This window comes from uncultured Cyclobacterium sp., from assembly GCF_963977555.1.
GTDB lineage: Bacteria > Bacteroidota > Bacteroidia > Cytophagales > Cyclobacteriaceae > Cyclobacterium.
In genome coordinates this window covers 53476-71041 of the sequence record NZ_CAXBPD010000025.1, presented here as the reverse complement: position 1 = coordinate 71041, position 17566 = coordinate 53476, and the positions used below count along the sequence as shown (strand labels likewise).

Annotated in this window: 15 protein-coding genes; 10 read left to right on the top strand and 5 right to left on the bottom strand. The window is 38.2% G+C overall.

What is annotated here, in order from left to right:
- Positions 1-23 precede the first annotated feature (23 nt).
- Genes AAC073_RS22690 through AAC073_RS22680 form a run of 3 tightly spaced genes read right to left on the bottom strand, consistent with a single transcriptional unit; the run spans position 24 to position 1505 of the window.
- Positions 24-479 carry a preprotein translocase subunit SecB gene (locus AAC073_RS22690; RefSeq protein ID WP_339926113.1) on the bottom strand — a complete coding sequence of 152 codons (456 nt, stop codon included), beginning with the start codon at positions 477-479 and terminating at the stop codon, positions 24-26.
- Positions 476-958 carry a helix-turn-helix transcriptional regulator gene (locus AAC073_RS22685; RefSeq protein ID WP_339926112.1) on the bottom strand — a complete coding sequence of 161 codons (483 nt, stop codon included), beginning with the start codon at positions 956-958 and terminating at the stop codon, positions 476-478. Before AAC073_RS22685 ends, AAC073_RS22690 begins: the two co-directional genes overlap by 4 nt.
- 4 nt (positions 959-962) lie before the next feature.
- Positions 963-1505: a hypothetical protein gene (locus tag AAC073_RS22680; RefSeq protein ID WP_339926111.1), complete on the bottom strand. Its 543-nt coding sequence runs from the start codon at positions 1503-1505 to the stop codon at positions 963-965.
- A gap of 931 nt (positions 1506-2436) precedes the next feature.
- On the opposite strand from AAC073_RS22680, the gene AAC073_RS22675 reads away from it, so the two are divergent.
- The 4 genes from AAC073_RS22675 to AAC073_RS22660 are packed head-to-tail and all read left to right on the top strand — an operon-like array spanning position 2437 to position 6609.
- Positions 2437-3714 carry a lamin tail domain-containing protein gene (locus AAC073_RS22675; RefSeq protein WP_339926110.1) on the top strand — a complete coding sequence of 426 codons (1278 nt, stop codon included), beginning with the start codon at positions 2437-2439 and terminating at the stop codon, positions 3712-3714.
- A 10-nt stretch (positions 3715-3724) separates the two neighbouring features.
- Positions 3725-4396, top strand: coding sequence for a DUF4956 domain-containing protein (locus AAC073_RS22670; RefSeq protein WP_339926109.1), 672 nt, complete (start codon positions 3725-3727; stop codon positions 4394-4396).
- Positions 4396-5382, top strand: coding sequence for a biotin/lipoyl-binding protein (locus AAC073_RS22665; RefSeq protein ID WP_339926108.1), 987 nt, complete (start codon positions 4396-4398; stop codon positions 5380-5382). The genes AAC073_RS22670 and AAC073_RS22665 overlap by 1 nt, the downstream gene beginning before the upstream one ends.
- A gap of 3 nt (positions 5383-5385) precedes the next feature.
- Positions 5386-6609: a hypothetical protein gene (locus tag AAC073_RS22660; RefSeq protein ID WP_339926107.1), complete on the top strand. Its 1224-nt coding sequence runs from the start codon at positions 5386-5388 to the stop codon at positions 6607-6609.
- 274 nt (positions 6610-6883) lie between these two features.
- Here the strand turns inward: AAC073_RS22660 and AAC073_RS22655 are convergent, their stop codons facing one another.
- Positions 6884-7492, bottom strand: a complete 609-nt coding sequence (locus AAC073_RS22655; protein WP_339926106.1) for a hypothetical protein — start codon at positions 7490-7492, stop codon at positions 6884-6886.
- 142 nt (positions 7493-7634) lie between these two features.
- Between AAC073_RS22655 and AAC073_RS22650 the strand changes: the two genes are divergently transcribed.
- On the top strand, positions 7635-9017 hold the full coding sequence (locus tag AAC073_RS22650) for a prolyl oligopeptidase family serine peptidase (protein ID WP_339926105.1): 1383 nt from the start codon (positions 7635-7637) through the stop codon (positions 9015-9017).
- Positions 9018-9310: 293 nt separating this feature from the next.
- On the top strand, positions 9311-9928 hold the full coding sequence (locus tag AAC073_RS22645) for a hypothetical protein (RefSeq protein WP_339926104.1): 618 nt from the start codon (positions 9311-9313) through the stop codon (positions 9926-9928).
- A 65-nt stretch (positions 9929-9993) separates the two neighbouring features.
- On the opposite strand, the gene AAC073_RS22640 is transcribed toward AAC073_RS22645, so the two are convergent.
- Positions 9994-11043 (bottom strand): oxygenase MpaB family protein, encoded by a 1050-nt coding sequence (locus AAC073_RS22640; RefSeq protein WP_339926103.1) that lies wholly within the window; start codon positions 11041-11043, stop codon positions 9994-9996.
- Positions 11044-11685: 642 nt separating this feature from the next.
- Between AAC073_RS22640 and AAC073_RS22635 the strand changes: the two genes are divergently transcribed.
- The 4 genes from AAC073_RS22635 (at position 11686) to AAC073_RS22620 (ending at position 17491) form a co-directional block, all read left to right on the top strand.
- On the top strand, positions 11686-11955 hold the full coding sequence (locus AAC073_RS22635; protein ID WP_339926102.1) for a hypothetical protein: 270 nt from the start codon (positions 11686-11688) through the stop codon (positions 11953-11955).
- A gap of 106 nt (positions 11956-12061) precedes the next feature.
- Entirely contained in the window at positions 12062-13387 is a 1326-nt protein-coding gene (locus AAC073_RS22630) for a fibronectin type III domain-containing protein (protein ID WP_339926101.1), read from the top strand.
- Between the two features lie 1947 nt (positions 13388-15334).
- A complete protein-coding gene (locus tag AAC073_RS22625; protein ID WP_339926100.1) occupies positions 15335-16750 on the top strand; it encodes a histidine kinase in 1416 nt (471 codons plus the stop codon).
- 54 nt (positions 16751-16804) lie between these two features.
- Positions 16805-17491: a LytTR family DNA-binding domain-containing protein gene (locus tag AAC073_RS22620; RefSeq protein ID WP_339926099.1), complete on the top strand. Its 687-nt coding sequence runs from the start codon at positions 16805-16807 to the stop codon at positions 17489-17491.
- The last annotated feature ends 75 nt before the right edge of the window (positions 17492-17566 follow it).

Below are 17566 nucleotides of genomic sequence, written 5' to 3'. Positions count from 1 at the left end.
TTATGAGAATCCAAATGACTGACTTAACTAGCCTCCTGCTCTTCAATCTTGTCCTGAAGTAGTTTCGATATATCTATCGGAGGCAATAAATAACCACCCAGCGGCCCTAAGTTAGTAATTTGATACATTATATTTCGAAGATTGTTAATCATCATGTTCAAGGGAGAAAACTTCAATAAATTAGTCCTCAATCCTTCGTCCATTTTCTCGGATTCGTTAATGCTAAAAGTTCCACCACCTTCTACTAAAATTTTATAGCCCCGGAGTTTATACTCCTCGTCTGCATTTACATTAATTCTGGTAATCAACTGGATTTCTTTATTATCCTCAGCAGAATTTATATCAAAATCTATTTCAACAGGATATGAAAAAAACAATTTTTTGTGGTCAATATCACTAGACTCAGGTGCAAGAAATTCAAAGTGTGACTCCAAAAGCTTGAAGTCCAACAATTGTAATGGTGAAAATTTTGCTTTCATCCTGCCATTGGGAAATCTTTCTCTACGGGTGCATCTATAGCCATCACCACTTGAGGATTGGTACTTTTATTTTTTAATTTTAAATATTGCTGGGTATAGGCCCATTTACGATGATAATCAATGATTTCTTCGTTAAGTCTTTCTTGAAACAATTCCTCTGTCATCACTTCCTCATTATCCAATAATATCACTTGTAATTGGATATTTAAAACTTTCTCCAACTGGGAAACAGAAGAAAGTTTAAAATCACTTTCTCCTTTTACCAGTTTGCTAATTTGTTGTCGAGTTACACCTAATTCTCTTGCCAAATCTGACTGATTCCATCCTTTTTCATCCAATGCATCTAGCACACGCAATGCAATCCTTGTAGACTTTTTGAGCCAAGCTTTATTTTCTTTTCTGAAGGCAACTTTCTCCTTCCAATTGGAAGCAGGACTTTTAGTTACCAGGGTTTTTAATTTTTCTTCTGTCTTGTTCATAACTTTATATTTCTAAGAAAATGAATTCTGCATCTTCTCCAAATTTTTTAAGGTAATCTCTCACCAAATTCAATTTATATAACTCGGTCTTAGTATGAGGCCTATCATTCATTTTTTCCGTCAACTTAATGGCTCCACCTGTAATCACATAATATTTCCCATATCGAATGGCATAAATCCTCAAAAATGAATTCCCAAGCATTCCATACCCTTTGAGTTGTTGTAAATCAAATGGGTTACCAGCTTCATTATTGTGAAGGGGTTTGAAAAATTCGCTAAGATGTTTTCCTGAATCATCATCGGCCAATTCAAATAAAGTTTCAAACAGGAGGTCAGCATCCTCCATTGCTTTTTCAATAATCAGGTTAATTCTAGCTTTACCATAATAGGCTTCATAATCCTTTTTAAATTGTTTGAATACTTTTCGTAGTTCCTCTGGATCAGACCATTGTTCCTGTAATATTTCCAGCGCATCAAAATCGTTGTCTTCATACAGTACTGCGTAGAGACCATTCTTTCTATGCTCAAATATACAAACAATTCTCATAGTGTCAACCTTAAGGTTTACATTTTAGTTCAATTTTATTCAATAATTTGATAGCAACTAAATGAGTTGTATTGCAAAAACTTATTTTTGATACTTGAATTTTAATTATTTTATTAGGATGGATTTGATTTTTAAAACACTTAGTGGCGAAATTTGTAATGAATATTTCAATCCCCCTTGTACGATAGTCAGGATACAATAACCGCTTTAACTCGGCCTTTTATTCATAGGAAAAATTTCAGGTACAATTCCTTTTCTAAATATATCATTTTGATTGAAAACGAAAAAATCTTTTGAGTAATAAAACTTAATTTTTAGATGAATACGGTGTAGTAATAAGCTGTAATTTCTAAAATTCAAAGAATGATCTTCTGTAAATACGCTAGGAGATTTATTTCATAAAACTAAAATTTCTAGGTAATAAGTAAATCCTAAATTTTCATTTTTTTAAGGAAATAGATGAAGAATTTTAGATTTTTTTCAAATTATGATCACCTTTCAATCATTACCTCTAAGTACCAGAATACCAACACTTATCACCTAAAATGGTTACTCAAAAGGAAACCGGATTAGTTAACAAATACGCGCTTGATTCTTATAATTGATTTTTTTTTTTGACCTATAGCGAGGGATTTAAAGCAGTATCTCGTCTAATCTTAATATTGAGGTAATAGGTTGTTCTCATTAGCACCCAAAATTGAAAAAAGCATTTTATGCTATAAATCCAATAATCACCCAAGGTGGATTTACCAGTACAAAATATTGCACTAAAACCAGTAATAGAAGGGGAAGGATCCCATGAAGTTTGCCTGGTCTTTCTTTTAGGTAATCGTGAATTCAATTAATTATAAACACCTTTAAAACAATTGTTTACCTCTTTTAAAGCTTGAATAAATTATTTAAGGATTTATAGCTATTTACACAAACCATTATGGCACTATTAAGAAAATTTTCACCCTTTAGAAATATGAATTTCAATCCTTTTTTATGTCTCTTGATTGGCGCTATTCTATTGGTCACTGCATGCACCGAAGATGAAGCAATAGAACCACTGGTAGAAAATGGTATTTTTATAAATGAAATATTTGCTTCTGGTGAAGACTGGATTGAACTGTACAATGCTTTAGAAACAAGTCAGGATATAGGCGGCTATGTCCTTTCAGATGGTAGCAATGCTTACAGCCTGCCGGCTGGTACGACAATTCCTGCAAAGGGCTTTATCGTTGTGCTTTGCAATGATTTAGGAACAGGCTTGAATGCCAATTTTAAACTGTCGGGAGATGGGGAAGCCATATCGTTAGAAAGTGCCAATGGTACGCTGATCGACAATGTTACCTATCCCAACCTTGACAATGGACAGTCCTATTCAAGGTTTCCTGACGGTTCGGATTTTTGGGAAATTACCGGAACAACCACTCAGGGTAAATCCAATGGAGAAGATAGCGCACCTGCCATTAATTCCCTCTCACGCATTCCTCTCGTCCCAGCACTAAATGAGGAGGTCATAGTAACAGCCGAACTGATTTCAACCACTGGAGTTGCTTCCCTTAGCTTGTTCTACCAATTCAATGATGGTTCCTTTTCGGAAGTGGTCATGTTGTACCAAAGTGAAACAACCTATACCGGAACTATTCCTGGAATGGCAACTGAAGGAACTGTGTCCTATTATGTGGAAGCAATAGGTATCAATGGGCTTTCCACCTTTAAGCCAGCAACTGCACCGGAAAATCTAGAAGATTACTTATTAAATACAGACCCTTTACCACAACTCGTCATCAATGAATTTATGGCAAGCAATAACGTTTGTTGTCCGGATACTGACAGTGGTGAAGAACAGTTTGATGATTGGATAGAGATTTACAATGCAGGTACTACTTCAGTAAATATTGCAGGAATGTATTTATCAGACGATAAAGATGAACCCTTTGGGAATAAAATTTCCTCTGAAGATCCGGATGCCACTACCATTCCTGCTGGTGGATACCTGCTGCTATGGGCTGACGGATCAACTGACGAAGGCGTCTTGCATCTTGATTTTAGTTTGAGTGCAGATGGTGAAGACATTGGATTATTCTATATCGATGGAAGAACCATAGATACTTATCTCTTTGAAGCCCAAGAAGAAGATATTTCATGGGGGAGATCCACAGACGGTGGTATTAATTGGGGACCAATAGAAAACCCAACACCTGGCCTAACCAATAATTAATCACCGAAATATGTTTGAATTATTTCCCGATCAACCGGTATATGAATACCCACAGTTGGTAAACATTACTTACTCTTTTGTATGGGCATTTGTGTTGTCATCCTTGATCGCCATCACTCATAAACTCACATTTACAGGTGATGTTTATCCTAAGAATTTCTTTCAATCATTGATTTTAGGAGCCATTGTTACCTCATTGGTGATGATGGCAATAGGGGACAGTCTGGCGCGTGGATTAGGGGTCTTTGGAGCGATGGCCATTATTCGCTTCCGTACCCGGATCGATGATCCCAGAGATGTATTGTTTCTGTTCGCTGCTTTAAGTACTGGTTTGGCCATAGGCGTGTATGGCTTCACTATCTCCTTTGTTGGGGCCATTCTTTTCTGTCTGGTGGCTTTATTACTTCACACCTCACCCTTTCGAAGTTTTAAGTACCACAATCAGCTACACTTTACCATTGATGAAACTTATAAACTTGCAACCATTATCAGCCTATTAGAAAATCATTGTCAAGGCTATCGCATGCTCACCCTACAAGTCAATAAAGAAATGGCTACCCGGTACCAATATGCAATAACCTTGAATAGCACTGTGTCAAAAGATGATTTCATTAATGACATCAAAGCAGTTGAAGGAATATCACAAATCAAGTTGTCATCTAATGAAAACCTCTTAAACTAATGGTAAAAAACACGAATTGGTTTTATGTATTGATAGCAATGATGCTGGTGGCTATGCTGTTTATCAGTGGGCGATACTTCAAAGGTAGCGGAGAGTCCTCAGTAGGAATTGCCCAAACCACGGAATACAAGGTGAAAATAGAAAAACCAGCATTGGTAAAAGCCATTCACATAGTCCCTGGGATGGAAGTGAAAGCAGGTGAGTTATTGGTAGAACTTACCAGTGATGAGTTGGAAATTGACATCACTAAACTCAGGAACCAGATAACCATTCGTAAGTCCGAACGCGCAGAAAAAGCAAAACTTGTCAAAGCTGAGATTTCCTATATACAAGCGCAAAAGGGAATTGATATCGAAGAGCTGGAGGCAAAGATTCTTGAAATGGAGAGTGAAATGATGATGAATGAGGTAATCACCAAAGAATTTGCTATTGAAGCTTCGGCAGATGCCAATTCGCCCATGGCTGTAAGAATCAATTCCCTGAAACAACAAAAGCAAAAACACAAGGAAGCTTTAAGCATTCAAATTGAGGACGTAAATCAGGAAAGCACCACGGAATTGCAGCTGCTTGAAAACCAAATTAACCTCTGGGAAAGTGAATTAAAGCTATTAGAAACACAAAAGAGCAATTTGAATAAATACGCTACTGCTTCTGGGGTAGTGAAAAATGTTTATGTAAAAGCCGGAGAACAAGTGGAGTCCTTTAGCTCTCTTTTGGAGATAAACCCTTTACACCCCACCACGGTAATCGCCTACCTAATCGGAAAGAAATCTACCCAGTTTGGCATTGGAAAAATCGTTAGCGTCTCCTCTTATGACCAACTTAGAAATTCTGTTCAGGGCGAAATAATTGGATATGGATCGGTCAGTAAATTGCCCGATATTTTGCAAAAATCCACTGCCAACCAGGCCTTTGGCCAACAAGTATTTATTGAGATCCCGGCAGAAAACACCTTTTCAAATGGGGAAAAAGTTTTGATACGATAAGCCATGCGATTACTGATTTTAAGTTGTTTTCTGATTTTTCCTTCCATGGGCTATGCCCAACTGAGCATGGATTATTTTCTACAATCGGCCTTGCAGTCATCCGCCGTTAAGGTATTTGACACGCAGGATAATTTTCTGGATACCAATCCTTATAAGTTGTCATTAATCCGTGGCCTTGAGTTTCGCACAGAGAGCAACCAGCTTGACAATGACCGTCAGGATTATACGGTTAGGCTAAACCCTGCTAACCCCTGGGAAGTGAAGCGCAATAACGAATATTTTAAAAATTACCAGCAGGTATTACAACTGGATCGTCAGCGTGAATTAAAAGAAGTCATAAAGCGCCATTATGAGTTGATCATCAACTGGGCCTATCTGGACGAATTGAAAAAATTAAAAAAGGAAGAACAAGAAATTATAAAAACATCAATTGATATTTTAGCGGCTCAGAAATTTTCTAGTTACTTTGATGCCAATGATTATGCGGATCTAAAAATTGAGCAGATTGAAAAAATGGTGGAGTTGGAGGAATTGTCTTTCGGAGAAGATGCTCAGCGAACTGAGGTCGAGGCATTGTATCCTTTGGCTCGAAACCAAGAAATTACATGGACGTTGAATGAGCTAATCCCCATTGAGAAAATCCAAAATTTGGTGAGAAGCCAACCAGGTTTTAGCGGGGTAGGGGAATTGGCTTACAGACAAAAGAAAGTTGACTTGGCGTTATCAGAATGGAAACTGGAAAAGTCAAATATCAATATCGGCTATATAAAAGCACAGTATCAGGGATACCGCATAGAACAGGAAAGAAAACCATGGAGTATAGGGGTAGGGATAGCCATTCCTATCACCAATCCCAATAAGGACAACATGACCAAAAGAAAACTGGAAATCATAGAAGCCGAGAGTGACCTATTAATAGCAAAGAGTGAACAGCAAGTTGGGCTGGAAATGGTAAGGAAAAACCTGGAAAATCTATCGCAACGCTACAATAACTTACAAAATCGATTGGACAGTTTAGATATTCCAGCACTAGCCTCCAGTCTTCAAAAAATAGAAGAAAGTAACCCTCTTACCATGATCAAACTGAGAGGCAGCATGATCAAATCAAAGAATATGGCTGCTCGCATAAAAAAGGAAATCTACCTGACCTACATTGATTACCTCTGGTATTCAGAGTTATTGCAACAGCAACCTTTTACCAACTATCTAAGTAAAGGGTTGTATTAGAGGGGTTAATGGGGGAACGATGGTAGGGTAATGAGTCATGCACTTGCGCCTTAGAATTCCATCCAACTCTTTATAGCTTAATTTTATTTTTATGGTGATGTAAATTTTGAAGCATTTAAATCCGAAAAATCCTGGAAGGGGACAATATTTATAGCCATGGGCGTCAGCCCAAGGTAAAACCATCGAGAACAGCAAGATTTTGGCGTTATGTTTGCTTTTTATTCTGCAACAATAATGACAAAATCCGTATCGAAATCTTAGTTTTCGAGATAATTTATTTCAACTCTATTCTCAATCCTAATTTTTCCGCTTGATTGATAAAGGTCTTGATATTTTCAGTATGCCATTGATTACAAGTAGAGATCGTCTGATCCTGAAGCTGGATCACTTCTTCTTCTTTAATATAATGTCTCTTGTGGCCCCAACGTTGAAATATATCTTCAGCATTACTTGTCAAATCCACTACACCGAAACCTCCCTGAATATAATCAGGAAAATCATGTTTCAATTCTGAAAGCCCAACCCACTTTGGTGCTGCACTTTCCTGCCAGTATTCTCCCAAATTAAGAATCTGAGCAGAAACCGAAAGATAATCTTCAAGTTGTCTAAGGCTTAATTCATTGATTTCATTCAATTTGATTTCCACAATCCCCAAATACTCCCCACCGTATTTAGCTAAAATATCTATACGCCCATCTCCTGTTTTTCTACCACTTTTTAACGCTATTTCAGCATCCAAGACTTCTACTTCTGAGAAATTCTGTTCATCCAACTTTAGAATATCCTCATTTTCCAAAAAGTAAGCTTCCATTGCCAATTCCTTCCAAAAAGGGTAGGGCTTCATAGAAATGCTATTCGCTGTGAATTGTCTAAAAATTGCCATGTTATTTTTTAATATCTATTTAAGGTTAATTAATCTCCAATTCATTAAATTCCTATCAATTTTCTATAAACTAAACGAATCAAATGAAATATCAATTAGAAAAATTTCAGGTATTGTTCCTTTGTTAAAGATATCGTTTTGAATGAAAACGAAAAAATCTTTCTTCATTTCATTGCTTAATTTTTTATCGTTAAACCATATCAGAACCCAACAATCATTTTCAATACTTCATGATTTCAGCAATATTATTCTTATTTTGGAACAAAATATTCCAAAAGTCATCAGCATGAAAAAAACGATTATAATCGGATTAACCCTGTTCTTTTTGAAGGGGCTTGTTATTGCCCAAACAGGACTTTCCCTGCCTCCAGCGCTGGAAGGTGAAATTCCATGGGATTTGGAAGGTTTATCAGTGGCCCCCGATTTTGAATGGTTGGACCAATCGGATTCTGTCTGGTCTATGACCTATACCGGTGAGGAATATGAAGGAAAGGAGACCCAAGTATTTGCTTACTTCGCAAGCCCGGCTACAATTGGAGCGAAAAGTTTTGAAACTGGGGACTTTCCGGGAATTGTACTGGTGCATGGTGGGGGAGGAACCGCTTTTCGAATTTGGGCACTGGAATGGGCCAAAAAAGGATATGTCGCCATTGCCATGGACCTTGGTGGAGACCAGCCTTTGCCTACCGAGCATCAGGATAATCCTTGGGGATCCAAGCGCACAAGAATGGAGACCGGAGGCCCCAATCAAGACGACATACACAAGTTTTACAGGTTAAGCGAGGGTTTTAATGAACAATGGCAATACCATTCTGTAGCCAATATTGTAAGTGCACATTCCCTTATCCGGTCTTTTCCGGAAGTAGACGGAGATAGGACAGCCATTACCGGCATCAGCTGGGGTGGTTACCTGACCAATCTGGTAGCAGGAGTAGACCATCGCTTTGCAGCAGCCGTACCTGTTTATGGTTGTGGCTTTTTACAAGAAGGAAGTGCTTGGGACAAACAATTTGATTCCCTGGGAATGGCCAAAACCCAAAGGTGGGTGAAGCTTTGGGATCCTTCCAATTATGTAGGCAATGCTTCGGCAGATATGCTCTTTGTCAATGGGACCAATGATTTTGCTTATTTCGTGGAAAACTGGCAAAAAACAGCCAATCTGGCTAAGGATACACAGTTTACGCTAATTCCTGATATGAAACACAGCCATCTTCACGGAGCTGCCCCCGAAGAAATATATAATTTCATCAGCACCAAATTAGAAAAGAAATCCGAGTTTATTAGTTCAATTAAACTGGAAGTAGAAGGGGAGCAGTTAAAGTATACCATTTCCCATGGGTCTAAAGAAGTTTATCTGGCTTACACGGAGGATACCAACCGTAGTCCTGAAAGAGAATGGCAACTGTTACAACTAGAAAAAGCAAAAGGAGAGGTCAGCATTCCCTCGGATGCCAAACTTTGGTATATCTATTGGGTTGATGAGTCAGGGAACCGCCGAAGTAGTGAGGTGCAAGGTTGGCAGTAGGTTTTAGTAAACCCCTCGGTCTCCGTCTCGTTCTCTGACAGGCCACCACACTACTCTCGATCTATTAAAGAGGTTACTTAGAGTAACCTTTTTAATAGATCTTCCGGTTTTCTGGGTCAGTTCCTGTATAATACAGGTTTAAAGTTTTAAAAAAAGATAAATTGTAAAATTTTATTTTTTTTAATAATAGATTGACTAATATAATATTTTTTTCTATATTACTTACACCTGTTTATTTTATATAGCTGTTCTTAAAGTAATCTAGTTTATTGAAATCATTAATGGTATTAGTTATGGATATCAGAGGCACCCAGTTACATCCTGATATGATATTTCACATTTTCAATAGAGGAATCAACGGAGCCAAAGTTTTCTTTGAGGAGAAGAATTATCATTATTTTTTGAAACAGTATATTCGGTATGTCCATCCATTTGTACATACCTACGCCTATTGCTTAATGGGGAATCATTTTCATTTGCTGATCAGAATCCGTAGTGAAGATCATATCAGGTCTGTCGTTAAGAATAATAAAGAAAAGGAGGCCTATTGGCATATAAGTAATGCTTTTAGTAGCTTTCTACAGAGCTATACTCGGGCCATGAACATAATGTATAATCGTACGGGACCGCTATTCGAATCTCCATTTAAAAGAATAGCCGTATCAAAGGAAGTCTATTTTTCACGATTGCTGATTTACATCCATTTCAACCCTGAAAAGCATGGCATTATAGCTGATTATCGGAAATATCCATATTCTTCTTCCCATGCATATTGCGAAATGGAGAAGAATACGAAACTAAATAAGGCCGAAGTTTTTGCGTGGTTTGGAGGAAACAAGGGCTTTTTTGATTTTCATCGGGTTAACTTAGAAAACCTTAAAAAGATAAATGAGAATTTGTTTTTGGAGTGAGTTTAGGAAGTTGTTAGACCAACTCTATTAAAGAGGTTACTTAGAGCAACTTTAATTTAACCTCTTTAATTTACTTGATAAAGCGTTTGTAGCCTGTTTTCTATTTGTTTCACGATACTTTCAAAGGACTGAACCGGAGGAAAAACAAAGCGCTTGAATAGTGGCAACAGTCCCATCAATCCACCCATCGAATCACATATTGTATTGTCTTTCAACCCGATTGTTTTTGCCACTTTATCTCCAATCATGTACCTAACCAGGGGCCTGATGAGCTGAACGGTAGCGATGTTGGGAATATTTTCCTTATAGTGCCTTATAAGCTGTTTGGTTAGCTCTTTCCCTTCGAAACTTGGCCTAAACTGTCGCCCTGAAATCATTTTTTCCAGATGAAAAGCTTCTTTCATCGTTTTTGGCAGTAATTGTTCCTCAATACCCATCAAATGACTCACAACCGCCCAGTGGTGCATGTAACTATTGGCAAGGGCAAGAGGTATTCGGACCCCAATTTTCGGCATTGCCCGAATCGCCATATAGGAGAAGGCGAGATTTGTTCCTGCCATATCTTCTTGGTTAATAGGTAGTTCGTCCAATTCATTGATGGCAGGAATATTTTTTAAATAAAACCTGGCCATTGCATGTCTTAGCCGGAGTTGCTTTAACACCAAAAAACCTATCCCATTTTTTTCAAAGGCATCAGGTTTCATGATTTCTACTATAAAGGCCGTGGTTTCCAGTAGTCTGGCATCGGTGTTCTTTCTTATTTTTTCTGTATAGTATAGGGATAGCGCCCCCTTAGCAGCGGCATAGCAATAGGGAAGGGAAACAATTCCAAGCATAAACAAAAACTCATTGCCATTGCTTCTGAATAAGGCCGTGGCCTTGTCCATCTCTTTTTTATCTGCCCATCTGGGAAGTTCATTGCCATTCAAGAAATAATCATCCAATGGTTCATAACTTTCTAAAGCATTGAATTCTTCCCAAGACTTACAGCGCAGGGCCCTATATAAGTCCTGTTTCTGATCTGTAGTTAACAAAGCTTCTACCAGATTGTCTGCAAGCAAGTCTCCTTGAAGTCGCAAAGCATCCAAACGCTTATCATCTATTGACATATTCATTTATCGAAGCAATTATTCAATGTAAAGGTTACCTCAAGAACTCATCTTAATGGCAAATGTTTCATGCCGAGGATGAAAAGTACATAGATGAGAAATGTTTTTGCTAGTATTTTCCGCTCTATTAAGGTTTATGGTAAGTTTAACCCTGATGTATTTACCTCATTAGCAACGAGATATAGGAACGATCTGGTATATTTACGGAACATTAAACTGTATTTCAATTTGCTAACGATTGTATAATCGAACCGTAATTTGTTTTAACATAAAATCGGCCGTTATATCACTGTAGATGATATAACTGATTTTATGTAATCCTGAGATTTCAGGAACACAAATCAGTAACGTGTCAGTATAAACGAACCGTGATTTGCTTTAACATAAAATCGGCCGTTATGTCACTTTAGATGACATAACTGATTTTATGTTAATCAGGCAAGCTGAACACAAATCACTGCGGATGTTATATAATTTATATTATGTTAAATAGACTAAATACTATGCTCCAATTTGGTCAAAACCCAACCCCTTACCCCACAGCTCTAGGCTTTGCCATTAAATGCGAATTAGAATGGAAAAACAGAAATAATTCTTTATTTTTAATGGTTACTCTTTGTAAGCTATTCAATCAATCCAAAAAACCCAATGGAAAAGTATGTTAAGAACGTTTGGACCTATCACTTGATCGTAGATATTCCAATAGTTTTTATTTCCTACTACTGGCGAGATTACAGGAATACACTCCCATATTTTATGTTTGGGGTGATAATCTATCCATTCCTATTCCGTCCAATTGTTGACTACTACAGACTACTGGCTTTGGGAGAGATCGAAAAGAAAGACTTTTCCAAAATGTGGAAATGGGGAGGTTTTTATCGTTTCAAATACTACAGTAAATTGATGTTTGGGATCTAAGGGGTTAAAAATTCTGTCAAATATTAATCAATTAATAACCCAGGATTCCTAACTGACAATAGACCTTTTTTATAAATTTGGGTATATTTAAAAAAATAGTATACCCATGCTTTCCAGATACCCTTTCCGCTTATTACTTCGCTTAATTTTTACACATTTACTGGCCTTTTCCCTCTTTTCTGCAGCCTTTGCACAAACAGAACCTGTAGGCCTTCTCCTTACCTGGCAACAGGATCCCACCACTACGATGACCATTGACTGGCATACTTTGCCTTCCGATAAAGCTAAAAACACTTTAAATTATAGGAAAGATGGGGATGAAACCTGGCTGGAAGTCTACCCAAGAATCCAAGAATTCCCTCATTCTGACCGCAGCATCCATCGGGTAGAAATCAAAGACCTCACTCCTGGTTCAAACTATGAATTTCGTGTTGGTGAATTTACTCGGGTGTATTCATTCCACACCATGCCCGCAAAAAATGATCGCCCTATTCGATTTGCTGCCGGTGGAGATACCTCTCAGGGAGAAATGTTTAGAAAAATGAACCAGTCTGCCATGCGTTATAATCCTGATTTCATCGTTTGGGGAGGGGATCTGGCCTATGCCAATGGCCAAAAGGAAAATATAGCCGCTTGGTACCAGTGGTTTGATGGTGTAAAAAGAGACCTGATTACTGAAGATGGCCGTGTGGTACCATTGGTAGTTGGTATTGGTAACCATGATGTGATCAACCACCACTACCCTGCCTCAGAAACCAATATCAACAAAGACATTGGCATGCCTGCTTTTATTTCTAAAGTGAAAAAAGGCGAAATGGAAGAACCTACGGATGCCATGCGCTTGGAAAAAGCGCCCTTCTTTTATCCCTTGTTTGCTTTTCCCGGTCAACCTGGATATGGCGTACTTGATTTTGGAGATTACCTGAGTTTGATTATTCTAGACAGTTCTCATAGCAACTTGATCAGTGGTACACAAACTGATTGGTTAAAAAAACAATTGGCCCGTCGCACTCATATACCCCATGTAATTCCTGTATATCATAAACCTGGCTACCCTTCCGGTAGGGTCCTTCCCGGTGGAAAGCGTATTCAATTCTGGTCGGAAGAGGTATTGGACAATTGGATACCATTATTTGAAGAATATGGTGTTCGCGTGGCTTTTGAAAATGATGACCATACCTACAAGCGTACCTTGCCTTTAAGAAACAATGCCGTACATCCTGACGGCATCGTTTACCTGGGAGATGGTTCTTGGGGCGTAGAAAAAAAGAAGCCTAAAACTCCTGAAGAGGTTTGGTACCTGTCCAAATCTGCAGAGGAAAACTCAGCGATCATTGCCACCCTACAAGGCCCACACCAACACTTTCTTATGATCAATGAAAATGGAAAAATCATTGATGAATATCCCGAGACCATAAAAATAGCGCCTTAACTCTAGTCGATTAAACGATTAATTTAGCTGAACATCATAAATGCCTTTTGTCCAAACTCCCCCTTTAAAAGAAAGGGGGACTCAGGGAGATTCATTTCATTTTTAGCATGCAAAATCGGTAATTGGCTCCACATATAGACTGGTAATAGGGCTATGAGAATTTCTTTTTTTTAAAAAATACTCAACAAATCCCCCTTGATCCCCCTTTAAAAGAAAGGGGGAGTCGCGTGAATTTAGATTTTGAGCGGCTTTTAGGGTCGTGTTCTTTTTTAGTAATTTAACCTTCTGATTAGGTGATCCTTTGGGTTTGCCTTCCTTCTAATTTATTATCGGGTTTCGGTTTTGGTATTCCCAAATCAAAACAAAGAAGCCTGAAGGGCTGAAACTATAATAGCCACGGGTGAAGCCCGTGGTAATGAAAATCTACACGATCTTGATTTTGGCGGTATTGTTGCCCCTTTTCTGCAACAATGCTGACAAAATCATATTGACGAAAGCGCTATATTTTCGTCAAAAGATTTCGGATTTTCCAATGAATCCCCTCCCTATTATTGTCATGACAAATTCAACAAATCCCCTCCCGATTATAGTCGGGACAGGCTTACCCCCTTTCACTAGGGGGAGTCGCGTGAATTTAGATTTTGAGCGGCTTTTAGGGTCGTGTTCTTTTTTAGTAATTTAACCTTCTGATCAGGTGATTCTTTGGGTTTGCCTTCCTACTATTTTAGTATTGGGCATCGGTTTTGGTATCCCAAATCAAAACGAAGAAGCCTGAAGGGCTGAAACTATAATAGCCACGGGTGAAGCCCGTGGTAATGGAGAGCTACACGATCTTGATTTTGGCGGTATTGTTGCGCCTTTTTTGCAACAATGCTGACAAAATCATATTGACGAAAGCGCCTTAAGGGACTAAACGATGGGTTTAAAGCTTATACGATTCGTCAAAGAATTTCGATTTTCCCCAACAAATCCCCCTGCCCCCTTTCGCTAAGGGGGAGTCGCATGAATTTAGATTTTGAGCGGCTTATAGGGTGGTGTTCTTTTTTAGTAATTTCACCTTCTGATTATGTGTTCTTTATGGGTTTCCCTTCCTTCTAATTTATTATTTGGTTTCGGTTTTGGTATCCCAAATCAAAATGAAGAAGCCTGAAGGGCTGAAACTATAATAGCCACGGGTGAAGCCCGTGGTAATGGAGAGCTACACGATCTTGATTTTGGCGGTATTGTTGCGCCTTTTTTGCAACAATGCTGACAAAATCATATTGACGAAAGCACTTTAAGGGACTAAACGATGGGTTTTAAATTTGCACAATTAGTTAAAGAATTTCGGTTTTTCCAACAAATCCCCCTACCCCCTTTCGCTAAGGGGGAGTCGCATGAATTTAGATTTTGAACGGCTTCTGGGTAGTGCTCTTTTTTGGTAATTTAACCTTCTAATTAAGTGATTCTTTTGGGTTTGCCTTCCTTCTGTTTTATTATGATGTTAAAAAGGATCTCAGTTTTTCCAACAAATCCCAGTATGGGGTGATATGTATTTACATTTCCCTATGGCTTCGACTCCGCTCAGCCGCCGGGTATTGGCTCGGAACATCTACTGGTTTTTTTTGGGATTCAACCTTTGGTAGATTGGCAATTGCTTTAGTTAACAATTCCATCCCTGTATTTCCCCATTTCGTCACATTTCTTTGATTGGAGCTTCTGAATAGAATAATCTTGTGTAAAGATTAACAAACACCAATACCTGCATTTACACCATACGGATGTTCTCATTTTAGAATCGCCATGACAAAAACAAATAAAAAATGCTATATACTATTGACTATTGTAGGATTACTATACAATATCTACTTGGCTTATGCTGCCCATAAATATTCCAATCAACTTAACCCAGCACAAACCGAGTGCAAAGTATTTGGTTTGAATTTTAATTTATAAATTGAACCCCTTATGAAAACTAAATCATTAGCATTTCGACAAATCGAATGGTGGATCGTTACATTGGTCTTTCTGATTATCGTTTTAGTCAATATTCTTAGCGCAGGTAATATAAACCACCGTGGAGCAAATCATGAAATGATTGGCTATTTTGCCAAAATATTTATCCCTCTGATTCTATTTTTGGTGTTTTACCTTTTTCATATGGTACTGATTCCAAAATACCTAAGGAATAAAAAAATGGGCCCCTTAATTTTTTTAAGCCTACTTATTGCCATTTTCTCTTATGTCATCATTACCTTATTTTCTATTGGTTCCAAAATAACAGAATCCCCATTCACAGCATTTTATTTTAAAATAATGGCCATTTACATGGGCTATTTGGTTTGGGTGATTTTTTTAAAGCAGGTACTAACTCCACCCAAAATGAAGGATTATCAATCCTACAACTCAATCCGTTTGGGTAGCATTTTCTTTTTCCTGACTTTATTTCTACTTCAAATTGATCAATTGGTCCACAGGAGTATTGCCTTTATATTGGCGTTTGCTTTGCCTTCCATCCTTTTGGTATTGATTTACAATTACTTTCTAATTTATAAAAAGCGGCTATCTGGCAAGTCGAAGTTGGCCAATTTTTATAATGTACTTTTAATGGTACTCTTTCCAGGTTTTTTCCTACTTATAGCCATGGCGGAAGGAGATGAGATACCCCTCTTGATTGGCCTGGGTATTGGATTGCTTATCCAATTGGTAATCATCCCCATATCCAACCTTTCTTTTGATAAATATCTTGGGATGGTAGGTCAAATTAAAAACCTGAGTCACAAAGTAGAAGTAGGCTCGGCCAATTTAAGCTTCCTGAAATCTCAAATCAATCCGCATTTTTTGTTCAATGCCCTGAATACCCTTTACGGTACTGCATTGATGGAAAATGCAGAGAAAACGGCCGATGGGATTCAAAAACTTGGAGACATGATGCGCTTTATGATTCATGAAAACCAACAGGACCAAATCCCATTAAAACGAGAAATTGAATATGTTAATAATTACCTGGACCTGCAAATGCTACGCTTCGAGAATGAGGAGAACCTATCAGTGGATTTTAAACTTCCCCCTACTGAATGTGAAGGACAGATAGCCCCCATGTTGCTAATCCCATTTGTGGAAAATGCCTTCAAACATGGCATCAGCACCAAAAATAAGTCCTGGATCCGGATCAACCTGCGTTGCATGAAAGGAACCGTGCACCTGGATTTGGTCAATAGCATCCATCCCAAGAAAACTGCTGAAAATGCCAAAGACGAATCAGGAATTGGATTAGAAAATGTAAGAAAGCGACTGGAACATTACTATCCCGGAAAGTACAATTTATCCACCATTTCAAATGAAAGTGAATATTTCGTACATTTCTCCTTGCAACTGGATTGATTGAACCCGAGATACGCAATAGACCATCTATTACGTATGACAAACCTTAACTTTATGTTAAAAGCAATTGCTATAGATGATGAGCGAATGGCCTTGGAGGTGATCAAATCCCACGCCTCCAAGGTACCCTTCATTACTTTGGAAGCCGTTTTTTCTGATGGCATCCAAGGACTGGAATACCAAAGCAACAATCCGGTAGACCTTATTTTTTTGGACATCAATATGCCTGATATTTCAGGAATTGACCTGATGGCCATGCTTCCGGATGTTACCATGGTCATCTTTACTACTGCCTATTCTGAATTTGCCGTGAAAGGCTTTGAACTCAATGCACTGGATTACCTATTAAAACCCTTTCCCTTGAGCCGGTTTTTAAAAGCTTGTCAAAAAGCCCGCGATTGGAAAGCTTTGCAACCATCAGAAGAACCGGAATTTATTTTCATCAAAACTAGCGATAGCCAACAACGTGTAAATTTTTCTGAGCTCTTGTACTGTGAAGCCACAGGAAACTATGTGTCCCTTCAATTGGAGGTAGAAAAAATAATCAGCAGGATGACCTTCAAAGAATTGGAAAAACTGCTCCCCTCCTATTTTGTCCGTACACATCGCTCTTTCATGGTCAATAAAAACCGAATCAATAAGATTGAAAAACATCAGGTACAAATTGAGCAGCATTTTATCCCTGTGAGTTTGTCCTATGCTGACTTTTTGTGCTTCGATAAGCTCAGCAACCCAAAATAATTCTATCACCCCGATCTTAAGCATGTCAAAGGGTTCATCGAAGCCTTTATGATAAAAAAAGCCAGTCCATAAACG

Bases quoted from the DNA above. Each gene is read 5' to 3' on its own strand.
- AAC073_RS22620 (WP_339926099.1), top strand. From the start codon at position 16,805: ATGTTAAAAGCAATTGCTATAGATGATGAGCGAATGGCCTTGGAGGTG.
- AAC073_RS22680 (WP_339926111.1), bottom strand. From the start codon at position 1,505: ATGAGAATTGTTTGTATATTTGAGCATAGAAAGAATGGTCTCTACGCA.
- AAC073_RS22650 (WP_339926105.1), top strand. From the start codon at position 7,635: ATGAAAACGAAAAAATCTTTCTTCATTTCATTGCTTAATTTTTTATCG.
- AAC073_RS22660 (WP_339926107.1), top strand. From the start codon at position 5,386: ATGCGATTACTGATTTTAAGTTGTTTTCTGATTTTTCCTTCCATGGGC.
- AAC073_RS22670 (WP_339926109.1), top strand. From the start codon at position 3,725: ATGTTTGAATTATTTCCCGATCAACCGGTATATGAATACCCACAGTTG.
- AAC073_RS22685 (WP_339926112.1), bottom strand. From the start codon at position 958: ATGAACAAGACAGAAGAAAAATTAAAAACCCTGGTAACTAAAAGTCCT.
- AAC073_RS22665 (WP_339926108.1), top strand. From the start codon at position 4,396: ATGGTAAAAAACACGAATTGGTTTTATGTATTGATAGCAATGATGCTG.
- AAC073_RS22625 (WP_339926100.1), top strand. From the start codon at position 15,335: ATGAAAACTAAATCATTAGCATTTCGACAAATCGAATGGTGGATCGTT.
- AAC073_RS22690 (WP_339926113.1), bottom strand. From the start codon at position 479: ATGAAAGCAAAATTTTCACCATTACAATTGTTGGACTTCAAGCTTTTG.
- AAC073_RS22630 (WP_339926101.1), top strand. From the start codon at position 12,062: ATGCTTTCCAGATACCCTTTCCGCTTATTACTTCGCTTAATTTTTACA.
- AAC073_RS22645 (WP_339926104.1), top strand. From the start codon at position 9,311: ATGGATATCAGAGGCACCCAGTTACATCCTGATATGATATTTCACATT.
- AAC073_RS22655 (WP_339926106.1), bottom strand. From the start codon at position 7,492: ATGGCAATTTTTAGACAATTCACAGCGAATAGCATTTCTATGAAGCCC.
- AAC073_RS22635 (WP_339926102.1), top strand. From the start codon at position 11,686: ATGGAAAAGTATGTTAAGAACGTTTGGACCTATCACTTGATCGTAGAT.
- AAC073_RS22675 (WP_339926110.1), top strand. From the start codon at position 2,437: ATGGCACTATTAAGAAAATTTTCACCCTTTAGAAATATGAATTTCAAT.
- AAC073_RS22640 (WP_339926103.1), bottom strand. From the start codon at position 11,043: ATGAATATGTCAATAGATGATAAGCGTTTGGATGCTTTGCGACTTCAA.